The following is a 16287-nucleotide window of genomic DNA, read 5'->3' on the forward strand; positions in this document are numbered from 1 at the left end:
TTTCGTCACTCCGCTTCCGTCGGAGGTGGCTGACCGGCCAGGTCACAGTCCCTTGCGCTCGCTGCGCTGCAGTCGGTCCCCGCCCGCCAGGATCGCCGCCGCCAGGGCGTCCGCCGCGCCCTGGGCGGAGGGGCGGCGCCGGCCGTGGACCAGGACGAAGTCGACCTGCCCCAGCTCCGGCAGCCCCGCCCGGTCGGGGATCCGGACCAGACCCGGCGGGATCAGGCCGCGGGAGTGGGCCATCACGCCGAGGCCGGCCCGGGCCGCCGCGACGAGGCCGTTGAGGCTGCCGCTGGTGCACACCACGCGCCAGTCGCGGCCGTGCCGTTCCAGGGCCTCCAGGGCGAGTGCGCGGGTGATGCCGGGCGGCGGGTAGACGATGAGCGGCACCGGGCGGTCCGGGTCGAGCCGGAGGCGTTCCGCGCCGATCCACACCAGCCGGTCGTGCCGGACCAGCTCGCCCCGCGGGTCCTCGGGCCGCCGCTTGGCCAGGACCAGATCCAGCTTCCCGGCGGCCAGCTGCTCGTGCAGCGTGCCCGACAGCTCGACCGTCAGCTCCAGGTCGACCTCCGGGTGCTCGTGCCGGAAGCCCTCCAGGATCTCGGGCAGACGGGTCAGCACGAAGTCCTCCGAGGCGCCGAAGCGCAGCCGGCCGCGCAGCCGGGTGCCGGTGAAGAACGCCGCCGCCTGCTCGTGCACCTGAAGGATCCGGCGCGCGAAACCGAGCATCGCCTCGCCGTCCTCGGTCAGCTCCACGGAGTGCGTGTCCCGCGTGAACAGCGTCCGCCCCGTGGCGTCCTCCAGGCGCCGCACGTGCTGGCTGACCGTCGACTGCCGCACCCCGAGCCGCCGCGCGGCCTGCGTGAAACTCAGCGTCTGCGCCACCGACAGGAACGTGCGCAGATGGGACGGGTCGTACATGAACCCCAGGTTATCGCGGAACGCAATGACAGTGAGAGCGGTATACGGGATTCCCGATCGCCCGTCGGGGAAGCAGGATGGAAGGGGGCCGTTACGGCCCCGGACCGACCGAAGTACCAAAGCAAGTGGAGCACCGTGAAACGCCTGCGCTGGCCGCATTGGATGCCGATCGACCCCTACATCCTGCTCCTCCTCGGGACGGTGGGCCTCGCCGCACTGTTCCCGGCGCGCGGACCGGCCGCCGACGTCGCCTCGGGTGCCTCCACGGCGGCGGTCGCCCTGCTGTTCTTCCTGTACGGCGCCCGGCTGTCCACGCGGGAGGCGCTCGACGGACTGCGGCACTGGCGGCTGCACGTGACGGTTCTGGCCTGCACCTTCCTGGTCTTCCCGCTGCTCGGACTCGCGGCCCGCGGGCTGGTGCCGGTGATCCTCACCCACCCGCTCTACCAGGGCCTGCTCTTCCTCACCCTGGTCCCGTCGACCGTCCAGTCGTCGATCGCCTTCACCTCGATGGCCCGCGGCAACGTGCCCGCCGCGATCTGCGCGGGCTCCTTCTCCTCCCTCGTCGGCATCGTCGCCACCCCGCTGCTCGCGGCCTCGCTGCTCGGCGGCAGCGGCGGCGGCTTCTCCGCCGACTCGCTGCTGAAGATCGTGCTGCAACTGCTGGTGCCGTTCGTCGCCGGGCAACTGCTGCGCCGCTGGATCGGCGGCTTCGTCACGCGCCACAAGCAGGTCCTCGGGCTGGTGGACCGCGGCTCGATCCTGCTCGTCGTCTACACCGCGTTCAGCGCGGGCATGGTCCAGGGCATATGGCACCAGGTCAGCCCGGTGCGGCTGGGCGCCCTGGCCGTCGTCGAGGCCGTGATCCTCGCCGTGATGCTGCTGCTCACCTGGTACGGCGGCAAGGCGCTGGGCTTCGGCCGGGCGGACCGGATCGCGATCCAGTTCGCCGGGTCGAAGAAGTCTCTCGCGGCCGGACTGCCCATGGCGAGCGTCCTGTTCGGCGCGCAGGCGGCGCTCGCCGTGCTGCCGCTGATGCTCTTCCACCAGATGCAGCTCATCGTGTGCGCGGTGATCGCCAAGCGGCGCGCGCGGGAGGCGGCGGCGGAGGTCACCGCACCGCAGCCAGCCGCAACGACACGAACCGTGGTCGGTACAGGGACACGTTCCGGCTGAGCCGGTCGGCGGCGCCCGTCGTCTCCAGCCAGTTCACGTCGTAGCTCAGGACGAGCCGTCCCTCGCCGCTCAGCACCGGATGCGCCTGCGGGTTGTAGGCGGCCACCTGCCCCTGCGGCAGCGGCGGGCCGAACTCCTCTCCCGGACCGTGCCACGGCCCGGCCGGGGAGCAGGCCCAGTAGGACGCCACGGTGGTCAGCCCCTCGGGCCCGGCCGCCATCGTGAACAGCAGGTACGTACCGCCTTCCCGGACGACCGAGAACGCGCTGCCCACGCCCTTGCGCCGGCCGTCCCCGAGTACCGGCCGGGGACGGGCGCGGGGCACCCACGCCGAGCCGCTCCAGTACTGCCAGGCCGCCGGATCCGCGAGCGCGCCCTCCGGCACCCGGGCCGCGTACGCGTGCGAGGCGGGCCGGGAAGCGGCCCGGCCGTCGTCGCCGCCGAACACATAGGTCCAGCCGTCCTCCTCGACCAGCGTCGTGCCGAACAGCACCCGCCGGGACGGGTCGGGCACCGACTGCTGGCCGAGCACCTCGACGATCGACTCCAGGCGCAGCTCGGGCAGTGACAGCGTGGCGACCTCGGTCGCGGTGGGCACCCCGTAGATCCAAGGGGGCCGGCCTGCCGTGCGCACCCACAGCAGCACCCGGACGACCCGCTCCGAGGAGCCGGGGGAGCGGGGTTCGACGCGGGCGGCGACCGGCCAGCGCCACTGGTTCGGTGCCGGGTCGGCGAACAGCGGCGCCGGCAGGGTGGTCTCGAGGCGGCCGTCGCGCATCAGCACGGCCGAGTTGCGCACCAGCGGCGTGCCGGCGTCCCGCCAGGCGTAGGACTCCCCGTGGGGGTTCGGCGGGCCGTACACCCGGCCCAGGTACGTGTCCGAGAACAGCCACAGCACCCGGCCGTCCGGTAACCGCACCGAGTGGGTGCCGTCGCCGCCGGTCCAGTCGTCCGTGCGGCTCGCGTCGTCGCCGTAGCGGGCGAACTCGGCGTCGAGGGCGTCGTCCGTGTCCCAGGAGCCGACGGTGAGCGCCTGACAGCCGTCGTGGTCCGAACCGTCGTCGCCGGGCAGGGCGATGAGCAGCGCCGCGCCGAGAACCAGGACCAGCAGCAGGCCGATCCCGGTTCCCGTGCGCTGTCGTGCTCGTAATGCTCCTGAGTCGTCGGGCACGTCCTGTGACGTTAGTTGCTGCCGCTCACCCGGTCCATGGGCAGCCACAGCACCGTGCCCCGGGAGGCCGCGCCCGAGGCGCCGGAGGCCAGCTCCTCGTCGCTCAGGGCCCGGTTCCACACCCGGACGTCGTCGATCGCCCCGGTGAGGAACGCCCGGCTGTCCATGCGCTGGCCGATGTGCACGCCGAACGGCGAGTTGCGGCTGACCGATCCGGGCACGTCAGCGGTGCCGAGCGGCGTGCCGTCGAGGAACAGCGTCAGCTGTCCGTCGCCCCGGCGCAGCGCCAGATGGTGCCAACGGCCGTCATTGTGGGCGCCGTCGGTCGACACCGAGGCGGACCTGACGGTCGTCGCGCCCGACCGGGTGGTGATCAGCCCTCGGATCCGGTCGCTCGCCGGTTCGCCCCGCAGCCAGATCTGCGGCTGGGTGCTGCCGATGCCGCCCATCCACAGGAAGGGCTGCTCGCCGGCCGTGGCCGTGTAGCGGAAGTGCAGCGAGGCGGTGAAGTCCCCTTCGCCGAGCGGGAGCCGGGAGCGGTAGGGCAGCCGTACGGCGTCATCGGTGCCGTCGAAGGACAGCGCGCCGCCCCGGACACCGGCCGTCCGCGCGGCGCCGCCGAGCACGGCCGCGGGCCTGGCGCCCGCCGCCGCGTCACGCGTGGTCGGGTCGGCGCCCCGGCGCGGCTTCAGCCAGTCCTCGGTGAAGCGGGCGAAGCGGATCTCGTCGCGCGCGTCGACCGCGCCGCCCTCGTACAGCAGGCCCACTGCCCCGCCGCCCAGGGCCGCCATGTCGGAGTAGCCGGACCAGTCGGTGGTGACGACCGTGCCTCGGTCCACGCTCTCCCAGGTGCGCCCGCCGTCGTAGGAGGAGCGGACCATCATCGTGCGGCGGCGGTCGGGGTCGGCCGGGGCGGACAGCAGCATCCGGTCGCGAAGGCGCAGGGTCGCGCCCTGGACCTGCGGGGTGTACAGGTCCGGCAGGTCGCGGAAAGGCGTGGCGAAGCTGCCGCCGCCGTCGAGGCTGAGGGTCTGGGAGCGGTGGCCCAGGTCGGTGCCGTCCTGTTCCCGGCCGCTGACGAGCAGGGCGCCGTCGGCGCGTTCGGTGAGCGTCACCTCGGACGGCTTCTGCCGGAACGTGCCGTCCTGCGCTATGGGCCAGGTGTCCGTGGCGCCGACCCGCCAGGAGTCGCCGCCGTCGTCGCTGACGACGAGCGCGGCGTGGTTGGCGGAGACCCGGCCGCCGTTCCACGTCTCGGTGTTGACGCCGAACACCAGCCGCCCGGCGTGCTTGCCGCGGGTCAGCTGGATGCCGTGCACGGGTCCGGTCGCGTACCAGGAGTTCCAGTGCTCGGGCAGGATCTCGTCGCTCAGATCGCGCGGCTTCGACCAGGTGCGGCCGTCGTCGTCGCTGTACTGCAGGTGCGGGGTGCGGTCGCAGGGGACGGTGCAGTTGCCGGCGTCCGTACGGCCGGTGTTGTACGTCTCGGCCAGCAGGATCCGGCCCGTCCGGCGGTCCACGACGGGCGCCGGGTTGCCGTGCGTGTCGCCCGCGCCCTCGGTGACGACCTGGAGCGGCCCCCAGGTGCGGCCGCCGTCGGTGGAGCGCTTGACGACGATGTCGATGTCGGCCGCGTCACCGCAGTTGAGGACACGGCCCTCGGCGAAGGCGAGCAGGGTGCCGCTGGTGGTGCGGACCATCGCCGGGATCCGGAAGCAGGCGTAGCCCGGATCCTGGGACGCCTTGAAGAGCACCTGCTGGTCGAACTCCGCTGAAGCGGCCGCGGGTTGGCCGTGCGCCGGGGCGGTGGGCGCGAGGAGCGCCCCGGCGGCGGCAGCGGCTGTCAGGGTGGATCTCAGACGTGCGCGAAGACTTGACGGCATGGTGCGACCTGCCCTTCATGCGTCTGTCGGCTGGACCACCGAACCATGGGATCGGACATCCGGTCATTCGGACATTCCACGTCCCATGTGTGGGCCACAGACGGTACTTGGCTCACAGACCCCCCACAAGGACCGTGCGTCAGGGGATCAGGACGACCTTGCCCAGGTTGGATCGGCCCTCGATCTCCGCGTGCGCCTTGGCCGCGTCCTCCAGGGCGAACTCCCCGTGGACGAGGGGCCTGAGCTCTCCGGCCGCGAACAGCCGCCACAGTTCCTCACGCCACTGCTCGTACAACTCCGGCTTGCCCCGGGCGATGCGGGCCATCTGGAACCCGATGACCGACTTGGCGCCCACCAGCAGGTCGTAGGCCTGGATGGCGCCGCCGCCCGAGCTGTACGCCACCAGCCGCCCCTCGGGGACGAGTGCGTGGAGGGCGCGGGTGAGCAGCTCGCCGCCGACCGCGTCCAATACGTAGTCCACCGGCGTTCCCCAGCTCGCGTCGCCGTACGAGATGACGTGGTCGGCGCCGAGACCGCGGACGAAGTCGGCCTTGCCCGGGTCGGAGACGGCTCCCACGACCCGTCCGGCGCCGCGCGTCCTGGCCAGCTGCACGGCCAGCTGGCCGACGCCGCTCGCGGCCGCGGTGACCAGGGCCGCCTCGCCCGGCTCGGGGCGGGCCGCCTCCAGGGCACCGAGGGCGACCAGCCCGCTGCGGACCAGGGCGACCGCGTCGACGGCGCTCGCGTCCACCGGAACCGGGGAGGCCATGGCCTCGTGCAGCAGCGCGAAGTCGGCGTAGCCGTGGCCGAAGCAGAGTCCGGTCACCCGGTCGCCGGTGCCGAAGCTTGTGACGCCCTCGCCGACGGCCGTGACCTGCCCGGCGATCTCGCCGCCGAGCGGGACCGGTTCGGCCGCCTCGGCGACCTTGCGCACGACCGGGAGCGTCACGCCGATCGCCTCCGCACGCACGAGCAGCTCTCCGGGGCCGGGCGCGGGGAGCGGCGCCTCCTCCACGAAGAGGGGGCCGCCTGGGGATTCGTAGCGGACGCGGCGCATCACACCTCCGGGTCGTTGGTGGCCCCGACGAGATCGTTGGGGTGCCCAACGGTATAGGAGGATCATAGGGAGAACCAACGATTTCTTGGTTAGGCTGCGGCCATGTCGGAAGCTCCCCTCCCCGCGATCCGCTCCCTGCCCAGCTGGCTGCTCGGCCGTGCCGCCGCCCGCGGCCGGGCCCTGGTGGCCGAGGCGCTGGCGGAGGAGGACATGCGGATGTGGCACCACGTGGTGCTGTCCGCCGTCCGCGACCTCGGCCCCGTCGCCCAGGCGGACCTCGGCCGTGGGGTCCGGCTGGACCCCAAGGACCTCGTCGGCGTCCTCGACGACCTTCAGTCGGCGGGTCTGGTGGTACGCGAGCCGGACCCGCGGGACCGCCGCAAGAACGCGGTGTCCCTCACTCCGCGCGGAGGCCGGCTGCTCAAGCGCTGCGAGAAGGCGGCCCGCGCCGCCAACGACGAACTGCTCGCACCGCTGTCGGCGGCCGAGCGGGAGCAGTTCACGGCGATGCTGTCCCGCATATCCGGCACAGCCGACTGAAGACCCGGCCGGGGACCGCGACGGCAAGCCGAGACCCCGGCACGGCCGACTGAAGACCCGGCCGGGGGCCGCGACGGCAAGTCGAGACGGGGCCCCTGCGGCGCAGGGGGCGCTCCCCGCCGGTCGGGGCCCCGCCGCCGTGCAGCGGAGGAACCTGTTCAGCCCTGGGCGGCCGCGGCCCGCAGGGCGATGCGGTCCTCACCCGCGTACACGTTCATGGAGTTGCCCCGCAGGAAGCCCACCAGCGTCAGGCCCGCCTCGGCGGCCAGGTCCACCGCCAGCGAGGACGGCGCCGACACGGCCGCCAGCACGGGTATGCCGGCCATCACGGCCTTCTGCGCCAGCTCGAAGGAGGCCCGGCCCGACACGAGCAGGATCGCCCGCGACAGCGGCAGCTGCCCGTTCTGCAGGGCGCGGCCGACCAGCTTGTCGACCGCGTTGTGCCGGCCCACGTCCTCCCGGACGTCCAGCAGTTCGCCATCCTCCGAGAACAGGGCCGCCGCGTGCAGGCCTCCGGTCCGGTCGAAGACCCGCTGGGCCGCGCGCAGCCGGTCGGGGAGGCTCGCGAGCAGCTCGGGGTGGATCCGGACCGGGGGAGTGTCGGCGACGGGCCACCGGGTCGTGGTGCGCACCGCGTCCAGCGACGCCTTGCCGCACAGCCCGCAGGAGGACGTGGTGTAGACGTTGCGCTCCAGCGTGATGTCGGGGATCACCACGCCCGGGGCCGTCTTCACGTCGACCACGTTGTACGTGTTCGAGCCCTCGGCCGTCGCCCCGGCGCAGTAGACGATGCTCTGCAGGTCCTCCTGCCCGGCCAGCACCCCCTCGCTCACCAGGAACCCCGCCGCCAGCGCGAAGTCGTCGCCCGGGGTGCGCATGGTGATCGCCAGGGGCTTGCCGTTGAGCCGGATCTCCATCGGCTCCTCGGCGACCAGCGTGTCCGGACGGTCGGAGACCACCCCGTCCCGGATGCGGATCACCTTGCGTCGTTCCGTGACTCGTCCCATGTCCTGATCAGTCCCGGTTCTGTACGTGCTGGTAGCCGAAGCGGCCCTTGATGCAGAGGTTGCCGTGGGTCACCGGGTTGTCGTGCGGCGAGGTGACCTTGACGATCTCATTGTCCTGTACGTGCAGCGTCAGGTTGCAGCCCACTCCGCAGTACGCGCACACCGTGGTCGTCTCCGTCTGCCGCGACTCGTCCCAGGTACCCGCCGCGCGCATGTCGAACTCGGACTTGAAGGACAGCGCGCCCGTCGGGCACACCTCGATGCAGTTCCCGCAGTACACGCATGCCGAGTCGGTCAGCGGCGCGTCGTGCTCGACGGCGATCCGGGCGTCGAAGCCGCGCCCGGCGACCGAGATCGCGAAGGAGTTCTGCCACTGGTCGCCGCATGCGTCGACGCACTTGTAGCAAAGGATGCATTTGTCGTAATCACGGACATACAGGTCGTTGTCGACCCTCGGCTCCTCGTTCAGCCGCGCGGCGTCCGGGCCGAAGCGGTCCGGCTTCGCCTCGTACTCCTTCAGCCATCCGGCGACCTTCGGAGTCGTCGACAGGTCGACCGAGGACGCGAGCAGTTCGAGGACGACCTTGCGGCTGTGCCGGGCGCGCTCGGTGTCCGTACGGACCTCCATGCCCGGCTCGGCCTTGCGGGAGCAGGCCGGGACGAGTGTCCTGGCTCCCTCGACCTCGACCACACAGACCCGGCAGGCGTTCTTCGGGCGCAGGGTGTCGCCCTCGCACAGGGTGGGGATGTCCTTCCCGGCCGCCCGGCAGGCGTCCAGGATCGTCGAGCCCTCCGGGACCCGGGCCTCCTCCCCGTCGATGGTGAACTCCAGCATGCGGCGCGGGATCCCCAGCGGTGTGACGGTCATTCGTACGCCCCCAGACGGTCGATGGCGGATTCCACGGCGTTCCACGCGGTCTGCCCCAGACCGCAGATCGAGGCGTCCCGCATGGCGCGGCCGACCTCCCGCAGCAACGCGATGTCCCCGGCGGCGTCGGCGCCCGTGCGCTCCACGATCCGGTGCAGTGCCTCCTCCTGCCGCACCGTCCCGACCCGGCAGGGCACGCACTGCCCGCACGACTCGTCGCGGAAGAACTCCGCGATGCGCAGCAGCAGCCGGGGCAGGGGCACGGTGTCGTCGAAGGCCATGACGACCCCCGAGCCGAGCGTCGTGCCCGCCTCCCGTGTCCCTTCGAAGGTGAGCGGCACGTCCAGCTCGTCGGGCCGTACGAAACCGCCGGCGGCCCCACCGAGCAGCACCGCCCGCAGCCCCTCGCGCACCCCGGCCAGGGTGAGCACCTCGCCCAGCGTCGCGCCGAACGGCACCTCGTAGACGCCGGGCCGCTCCACACTCCCGGACACGCAGAACAGCTTCGGTCCGGTGGAGCGCCCGGTGCCGATCGCCGCGTACGCCGGGGCGCCCATGGTCAGGATCGGCAGGACGTTGACCAGCGTCTCGACGTTGTTCTCGACCGTCGGCTTGCCGAACAGGCCCTTCTCCACCGGGAACGGCGGCTTGGAGCGGGGCTCGCCCCGGTAGCCCTCGATGGAGTTGAACAGGGCCGTCTCCTCACCGCAGATGTAGGCGCCCGCGCCGCGCCGGATCTCGATGTCGAAGGCGTAGCCCTGCCCGAGGACGTCGTCGCCGAGCAGTCCGCGCGCCCGTGCCTGCGTGATCGCGTGCTCCAGCAGGTGCAGGGCGCGCGGGTACTCGCCACGCAGATACAGATAGCCCTTGTGCGCGCCCGTCGCGTACCCGGCGATCGTCATCGCCTCGACCAGCGCGTACGGGTCGCCCTCCATGAGCACCCGGTCCTTGAAGGTGCCCGGCTCCGACTCGTCGGCGTTGCAGACGAGGTAGTGCGGATGGTCGGGCTGGGACGCCGTGGCCTGCCACTTGCGGCCGGTGGGGAAGGCGGCGCCGCCGCGCCCGACCAGGCCCGAGTCGGTGACCTCGCGGATGACCCCGGCGGGGCCCAGCTCGAAGGCCCGGCGCAGGGCGGTGTAGCCGCCGTGGGCGCGGTAGTCGTCGAGGGACGACGGGTCGACCACGCCGACCCGGTGCAGCAGCATCAGACCGTCCTGCCCCGCCTGGGGCACCGCCAGCGCGGCCGGCGGCTCCTCGGGCGCCGAGTCGGGCGAGCTCGCGGCGAGCACGGCCTCCTCGACGGTCGCCGGCGCCGACACCGCCGTACGGACGGGGTCCCCGGCCTTGATCGCCAGTGCGGCCGGGGCCCGTTCGCACAGGCCCAGACAGGGGCTGCGCTCGACGCTCACCCCGCTGCCGAGGCCCAGCCGCTCCTCGATCCCGGCGCACAGCTGAGGCGCCCCGGCCGCCGCGCACGCCAGGTCCGTGCACACGTGCAGCACGGTCGCGGGACGCGGCTTGACCGAGAACATGGCGTAGAAGGTGGCGACCCCGTAGGCCTCCGCCGGCGGCACCGTCAGCCGCCGGCACAGGTAGTCGAGGGCGCCCTCGCTGATCCAGCCGATCCGGTCGTTGAGGGCGTGCAGCCCCGGCAGCAGCAGGTCGCGGCGGTCCCGGGCCTCGCGTCCGCCACGCGCCCACCTCAGATCGGCGGCTCGCATCTCGTCGCGGGCGGCGCCCTCCCAGGAGGACTCGGGAGGCCCGAGCAGGGCGTCGACGGCCGCCCGTTCCTCGTCCGTCGGTTTGCTGTCACCGAAGTGCAGATCCACTTACGTCACCCCACGATGGTCGCGATGGGCAGCTTCTCGATCCGGATCGCCGACGCCTTGAACTCCGCCGTCCCCGCGATCGGGCAGTTCGCCTCGATCGTCAGCTGGTTGGTGTCCACCTCGTCCGGGAAGTGCATGGTCATGAAGGCGAGCCCCGGCCGCAGCGCGGTGTCCACCCACACCGGCGCGGTCACCGAACCGCGCCGCGAGGTCACCTGGACGTGCTCGCCGACCACGACCCCGTAGCGCTCGGCGTCCTCCGGGCTCAGCTCGATGAACTCGCCACGCCTGAGCGGCGAGGCGTAACCACCGCTCTGCACCCCGGTGTTGTACGAGTCGAGCCGCCGTCCGGTGGTGAGCCGGACCGGGTACCGCTCGTCGGTGAGGTCCACCGGCGGGTCGTGCTGCACGATCCCGAACGGGGCGAGCGGGCCGCGCCGCGCCGGATCGGGCTCCCACAACCGCCCGTGCAGATACGTCGGTTCGATCCCGTCCGTGCTCGGGCAGGGCCACTGGATGCCCTGGTGTTCCTCCAGGCGCTCGTACGTCATGCCGTAGTGGTCGGGTGAGACGGACCTCAGCTCGTTCCACACGGTCTCGGCGTCGGCGTACTTCCAGTCGTGCCCGAGCCGGGCGGCGAGGTCGCAGATGATGTCGATGTCCTCGCGGGCCTCGCCGGGCGGGGTGACGGCCTTGCGGACGCGCTGCACCCGCCGCTCGCTGTTGGTGGTCGTGCCGTCGGTCTCCGCCCAGCCGGCGGTGGCCGGCAGGACGACGTCCGCGAGCTGTGCCGTCTTCGTGAGGAAGATGTCCTGCACGACCAGGAAGTCCAGCGCCTTCAGCCGCCGTACGGCCTGCTCGCTGTCCGCCTCCGACTGGGCCGGGTTCTCGCCGATGCAGTAGACGGCCTTCAGCGAGCCGTCCTCCATCGCCTCGAACATCTCCGTGAGGTTCAGGCCGTAGTGCGGCTGGATGACGGTGTCCCAGGCCGACTCGAACTTCAGACGAGCGCTCGCGTCCAGGATGTCCTGGAAGCCCGGCAGCCGGTTGGGGATCGCCCCCATGTCGCCGCCGCCCTGCACGTTGTTCTGCCCGCGCAGCGGCTGCAGGCCCGAACCGTAGCGGCCGACGTGCCCGGTGAGCAGGGACAGGTTGATCAGGGCGCGGACGTTGTCGGTGCCGTTGTGGTGCTCGGTGATGCCGAGGGTCCAGCACAACTGGGCCCGCTCGGCACGGGCGTAGGCGTGCGCCAGTTCGCGGATCGCCGCCGCCGGTACGCCCGTCACCTTCTCGGCGAGCGACAGTGTCCAGGGCTCGACCAGGGCCTTGTACTCCTCGAAGCCGGTGGTCGCCCGCTCGATGAACGCCTCGTTCGCGAGCCCCGCGTGGATGATCTCGCGGCCGATCGCGTGCGCCATCGGGATGTCCGTGCCGACGTTGAGCCCCATCCAGCTCTCCGCCCACTCGGCGGTCGAGGTCCGGCGCGGATCGACCACGTACATCCGGGCGCCGTTCCTGATCCCCTTCAGCACGTGCTGGAAGAAGATCGGGTGTGCGAACCGGGCGTTGGAACCCCACATCACGATGACGTCGGTGTGCTCGATCTCCTCGTACGACGACGTCCCGCCGCCCGAGCCGAACGCCGCCGACAGGCCCGCCACGCTCGGGGCGTGGCAGGTGCGGTTGCAGGAGTCGACGTTGTTGGTGCCCATGACGACCCGGGCGAACTTCTGCGCCACGTAGTTCATCTCGTTGGTGGCGCGGGCGCAGCTGAACATCCCGAAGGCGTCGCGGTGGCGGCCGAGGCCCGCGGCGGCCCGGTCCAGGGCTTCCTCCCAGGTGGCTTGCCGGAACGGCTCGTCGCGGGAGTCCCGGACGAGCGGGTGGGTGAGCCGGGTGTAGGTCGTGGGGGTCCGGTCGCGTTTCCTCATGCGGCGCTCCTCAGCGCGAGCAGGTCCGAGATGGCGTGCACGGTGCGCAGGGTGGGCACCTCCACGCCGGTGATCTCCGCCAGCTCGACGACCGCCGCGAGCAGCACGTCGAGTTCGAGCGGCTTGCCGCGCTCCAGGTCCTGGAGCGTGGAGGTGCGGTGGTCGCCGACCCGCTCGGCACCGGCGAGCCGGCGCTCGATGGAGACACCGACCTCGCAGCCGAGGGCCTCGGCGACCGCCAGCGTCTCGGTCATCATGATCTCGATGACCTTGCGGGTGCCGCCGTGCAGGCACATCTGCCGCATGGTCGCGCGGGCCAGCGCGCTGATCGGGTTGAAGGAGATGTTGCCGAGCAGCTTGACCCAGATGTCGCTGCGCAGGTCCGGTTCGACCGGGCACTTCAGTCCGCCCGCCTGCATGGCCTCGCCGAACGCGAGACAGCGTGCGGAGCGGCTGCGGTCGGGCTCGCCGATGGAGAACCGCGTGCCCTCCAAGTGCCGGACCACGCCCGGCCCTTCGAGTTCGGTCGCCGCGTAGACGACACAGCCGATGGCCCGTTCGGGCGCGAGCACCGCACTGACCGCGCCGTCCGGGTCGACACTCTCGACACGATGGCCGTCGTAGGGACCGCCGTGCCGGTGGAAGTACCACCAGGGGATGCCGTTCTGGGCCGCGACGACCGAGGTCGTCCCGTGCAGCAAGGGTGCGATCAGCGGCCCGCACGCCGCGTACGCGTTGGCCTTCAGGCCCAGGAAGACATGGTCGACCGGGCCGACTTCGGCCGGGTCGTCGGTGGCGTGGGGGCGCGCGGTGAAGTCGCCGCGTGGGCTGCGCACCCGGACTCCGTGCTGCCTCATGGCCGCCAGATGCGGTCCACGGGCGATGAGATGCACCTCGGCGCCCGCGCGGTGGAGCGCGGCGCCGACGTAGGCGCCGATGGCACCGGCGCCGAGAACTGCGACTTTCACGGAACACTCCGTTCGGTTTGAGGGATACCGCGGAGGTGGCTGCCGTCCGGGCCGTTCACGGGTCGCGTATGGCTCGCGGACGGCTTGTGTCGACGAAATATTGTCTACAGTATGGAGGTTGGGTGGGCAAGGGTGCGCGCGCCGACCGTTCGGCGCATGCCGGATACCGTTCACCGCATACGGTCGACGTGCCGCCTTCCCAACTTCCGTGCGGATCCCTACCGTCCGGGGTTCATGAGTCCCCCAGTCGCGCCCCCGGGCTGGAGCCGCTGGCTCGTTCCGCCCGCCGCTCTCTCCGTACATCTCTCCATCGGCCAGGCCTACGCCTGGAGCGTGTTCAAGCCGCCTCTCGAGTCCGCGCTCGGCCTCAGTGGCACCCAGAGCGCGCTGCCCTTCCAGCTGGGCATCGTCATGCTGGGTCTGTCCGCCGCGTTCGGCGGCACGCTCGTGGAGCGCAACGGCCCGCGCTGGGCGATGACCGTCGCCCTGATCTGCTTCTCCTCCGGTTTCCTGCTCTCCGCGCTGGGCGCGTCCCTGGAGCAGTACTGGCTGATCGTCCTCGGCTACGGCTTCGTCGGCGGCATCGGTCTCGGCATCGGCTACATCTCGCCCGTCTCCACGCTGATCAAGTGGTTCCCGGACCGGCCCGGCATGGCCACCGGCATCGCCATCATGGGCTTCGGCGGCGGCGCGCTCATCGCCTCGCCCTGGTCCGCCCAGATGCTGGAGTCGTTCGGCGGCGACAGCACCGGCATCGCGCTCGCCTTCCTCGTGCACGGGCTGTCGTACGCCGTGTTCATGCTGCTGGGTGTGCTCCTGGTCCGGGTTCCGCGTCATGTCCCAGGGGCGGGGGGAACTGCGCGGCAGGCCCCCACCGGCCCGCAGGTCTCCGCGAAACAGGCCATCCGCACCCCGCAGTTCTGGCTGCTGTGGCTCGTGCTCTGCATGAACGTCACCGCCGGCATCGGCATCCTGGAGAAGGCCGCGCCGATGATCACGGACTTCTTCGCGGACACCTCCACCCCGGTGTCGGTGACCGCCGCCGCCGGTTTCGTCGCGCTGCTGTCCGCGGCGAACATGGCCGGCCGCATCGGTTGGTCCTCCACGTCCGACCTCATCGGCCGGAAGAACATCTACCGCGTCTACCTGGGCGTCGGCTCCCTGATGTACGCCCTCATCGCCCTGTTCGGCGACTCCTCCAAGCCGCTGTTCATCCTGTGCGCGCTGGTCATCCTCTCCTTCTACGGAGGTGGATTCGCCACGGTTCCCGCCTATCTGAAGGATTTGTTCGGCACGTACCAGGTCGGTGCCATCCACGGGCGGCTGCTCACCGCCTGGTCCACGGCAGGGGTGCTCGGACCGCTGATCGTGAACTGGATCGCCGACCGGCAGGAGGAGGCGGGCCGGCACGGCGCCTCCCTGTACGGGCTGTCGTTCGTCATCATGATCGGGCTGCTCGTCGTCGGCTTCGTCGCCAACGAACTGGTCCGGCCCGTCGACCCCCGCCACCACGTCCCCGCCCCGAAGGAGGCCGCCCGTGTCGAGCGACAGCAGTCAGAGTCCGCCTAGCCCGGACCGCCGGTGGCTGATCGCCCTCGCCTGGGTATGGGTGGGCGTACCGCTCGCCTACGGGCTGTACGAGCTCGTCCGCAAGGCGACGCAGCTGTTCACCGGCTAGGGGCCGTGGGCGCGGGCAGGAGCCGGGGCCCTGGGTGGTCGAACGCCCACCCGGGGCCCCGGGTGGGCGTTCGACAGGTGTCCGGACGTCCGAGCTCCTGACCGAAGCTGACAACCCCGGCGCCGGTTTCCTGTCGCCTTGGCTGCCGTCGTACCCGTGAGTCACTGATCAGACTGGTGGATCCGCTACCCAAGGCAACGAGGGGGATCCACCCAATGAACGGCTCGCGCATCGCCGCCGTCGGCCACTACCAGCCCGCCAAGGTCCTCACCAACGAGGACCTGGCGGGCCTGGTGGACACCAGTGACGAGTGGATCAGAAGCCGGGTGGGCATCCGCACGCGTCACATCGCCGGCCCCGACGAGCCGGTCGACGAACTGGCCTCCCACGCCGCCGCCAAGGCCCTCGCCGCGGCCGGACTGGCCCCCGCGGACATCGACCTGGTGCTGGTCGCCACCTCCACCGCCGTCGACCGCTCACCCAACATGGCCGCCCGGGTCGCGGCACGCCTGGGCATCCCGCAGGCCGCCACCATGGACCTCAACGTGGTGTGTGCCGGGTTCACCCACGCCCTGGCCACCGCCGACCACGCCGTCCGTGCGGGAGGTGCGAGCCGGGCGCTGGTCATCGGGGCCGACAAGATGTCCGAGGTGACCGACTGGAGCGACCGCAGCACGTGCGTGCTCGTCGGCGACGGGGCCGGGGCGGCGGTGGTCGAGGCCGCCGACGAGCCGGCCATCGGGCCGGTGCTGTGGGGCTCGGTGCCCGAGATGGGCAACGCGGTGCGCATCGAGGGCACCCCGCCGCGCTTCGCCCAGGAGGGCCAGAGCGTCTACCGCTGGGCCACCACGCAACTGCCGCCCATCGCTCGTTTGGCCTGCGAGCGGGCCGGGCTGGAACCGGCCGACCTCGCCGGGGTCGTGCTGCACCAGGCGAACCTGCGCATCATCGAACCCCTCGCGCAGAAGATCGGCGCCGTCAACGCGGTCGTCGCCCGCGATGTCACCGAGTCCGGCAACACCTCGGCCGCGAGCATCCCGCTGGCCTTCTCGAAGCTGGTCGAGCGGGGGGCGCTCACCACGGGCGACCCGGTGCTGCTGTTCGGCTTCGGCGGGAACCTGTCGTACGCCGGGCAGGTCGTGCGCTGCCCGTGAGCGGCGGGGCGGTGTGACGCGGTCAACTCCTCGAAACCCTGGCTCTCGTGGGCCGTAGACTGTAGACGAAAGACAATCAATACTGACTCTGCGGCGATACCGGC

At 71.9% G+C, this 16287-nt stretch carries 14 protein-coding genes; 5 read left to right on the plus strand and 9 right to left on the minus strand.

Going from position 1 to position 16287, the window contains the following annotated elements; all coding sequences use genetic code 11:
- Positions 1–42: 42 nt before the first annotated feature.
- A complete protein-coding gene (locus tag FDO69_RS18700) occupies positions 43–921 on the minus strand; it encodes a LysR substrate-binding domain-containing protein (RefSeq protein WP_104780979.1) in 879 nt (292 codons plus the stop codon).
- 162 nt (positions 922–1083) lie between these two features.
- Here FDO69_RS18700 and FDO69_RS18705 point away from each other — a divergent pair, with 162 nt between their 5' ends.
- A complete protein-coding gene (locus FDO69_RS18705) occupies positions 1084–2097 on the plus strand; it encodes a bile acid:sodium symporter family protein (protein WP_167526642.1) in 1014 nt (337 codons plus the stop codon).
- Here FDO69_RS18705 and FDO69_RS18710 read toward each other — a convergent pair.
- The 3 genes from FDO69_RS18710 to FDO69_RS18720 form a co-directional block, all read right to left on the minus strand.
- Positions 2033–3268 (minus strand): DUF4185 domain-containing protein, encoded by a 1236-nt coding sequence (locus tag FDO69_RS18710; protein WP_104780981.1) that lies wholly within the window; start codon positions 3266–3268, stop codon positions 2033–2035. The genes FDO69_RS18705 and FDO69_RS18710 overlap by 65 nt on opposite strands.
- A gap of 11 nt (positions 3269–3279) precedes the next feature.
- Positions 3280–5151 (minus strand): sialidase family protein, encoded by a 1872-nt coding sequence (locus FDO69_RS18715; protein WP_104780982.1) that lies wholly within the window; start codon positions 5149–5151, stop codon positions 3280–3282.
- A gap of 139 nt (positions 5152–5290) precedes the next feature.
- Positions 5291–6208, minus strand: coding sequence for a quinone oxidoreductase family protein (locus FDO69_RS18720; RefSeq protein ID WP_104780983.1), 918 nt, complete (start codon positions 6206–6208; stop codon positions 5291–5293).
- 102 nt (positions 6209–6310) lie between these two features.
- Here FDO69_RS18720 and FDO69_RS18725 point away from each other — a divergent pair, with 102 nt between their 5' ends.
- Positions 6311–6748, plus strand: a complete 438-nt coding sequence (locus tag FDO69_RS18725) for a MarR family winged helix-turn-helix transcriptional regulator (protein ID WP_104780984.1) — start codon at positions 6311–6313, stop codon at positions 6746–6748.
- A gap of 158 nt (positions 6749–6906) precedes the next feature.
- Here the strand turns inward: FDO69_RS18725 and fdhD are convergent, their stop codons facing one another.
- Genes fdhD through FDO69_RS18750 form a run of 5 tightly spaced genes read right to left on the minus strand, consistent with a single transcriptional unit; the run spans position 6907 to position 13351 of the window.
- Positions 6907–7755 (minus strand): formate dehydrogenase accessory sulfurtransferase FdhD, encoded by an 849-nt coding sequence (gene fdhD, locus FDO69_RS18730; RefSeq protein ID WP_104780985.1) that lies wholly within the window; start codon positions 7753–7755, stop codon positions 6907–6909.
- Positions 7756–7762: 7 nt separating this feature from the next.
- Positions 7763–8623, minus strand: coding sequence for a 2Fe-2S iron-sulfur cluster-binding protein (locus FDO69_RS18735; RefSeq protein ID WP_104780986.1), 861 nt, complete (start codon positions 8621–8623; stop codon positions 7763–7765).
- Positions 8620–10452, minus strand: coding sequence for an NAD(P)H-dependent oxidoreductase subunit E (locus FDO69_RS18740; RefSeq protein WP_104780987.1), 1833 nt, complete (start codon positions 10450–10452; stop codon positions 8620–8622). The genes FDO69_RS18735 and FDO69_RS18740 overlap by 4 nt, the downstream gene beginning before the upstream one ends.
- A gap of 5 nt (positions 10453–10457) precedes the next feature.
- The gene (locus FDO69_RS18745; protein WP_104780988.1) at positions 10458–12383 is read right to left on the minus strand and encodes a molybdopterin oxidoreductase family protein; all 1926 of its coding nucleotides are present in this window, start codon (positions 12381–12383) and stop codon (positions 10458–10460) included.
- Positions 12380–13351, minus strand: coding sequence for a 2-dehydropantoate 2-reductase (locus FDO69_RS18750; RefSeq protein WP_104780989.1), 972 nt, complete (start codon positions 13349–13351; stop codon positions 12380–12382). The genes FDO69_RS18745 and FDO69_RS18750 overlap by 4 nt, the downstream gene beginning before the upstream one ends.
- Before the next feature lie 234 nt (positions 13352–13585).
- Between FDO69_RS18750 and FDO69_RS18755 the strand changes: the two genes are divergently transcribed.
- From FDO69_RS18755 to FDO69_RS18760, 3 genes are all read left to right on the plus strand, one after another.
- A complete protein-coding gene (locus FDO69_RS18755; protein WP_104780990.1) occupies positions 13586–14920 on the plus strand; it encodes an OFA family MFS transporter in 1335 nt (444 codons plus the stop codon).
- Positions 14889–15029 carry an MFS transporter small subunit gene (locus FDO69_RS41235; RefSeq protein WP_167526639.1) on the plus strand — a complete coding sequence of 47 codons (141 nt, stop codon included), beginning with the start codon at positions 14889–14891 and terminating at the stop codon, positions 15027–15029. The genes FDO69_RS18755 and FDO69_RS41235 overlap by 32 nt, the downstream gene beginning before the upstream one ends.
- Positions 15030–15244: 215 nt before the next feature.
- Positions 15245–16183, plus strand: a complete 939-nt coding sequence (locus FDO69_RS18760; protein ID WP_104780991.1) for a beta-ketoacyl-ACP synthase III — start codon at positions 15245–15247, stop codon at positions 16181–16183.
- Positions 16184–16287: the final 104 nt, after the last annotated feature.

It is taken from the genome of Streptomyces tibetensis, from assembly GCF_007655005.1.
In the GTDB taxonomy this organism is placed as follows: domain Bacteria; phylum Actinomycetota; class Actinomycetes; order Streptomycetales; family Streptomycetaceae; genus Streptomyces; species Streptomyces tibetensis.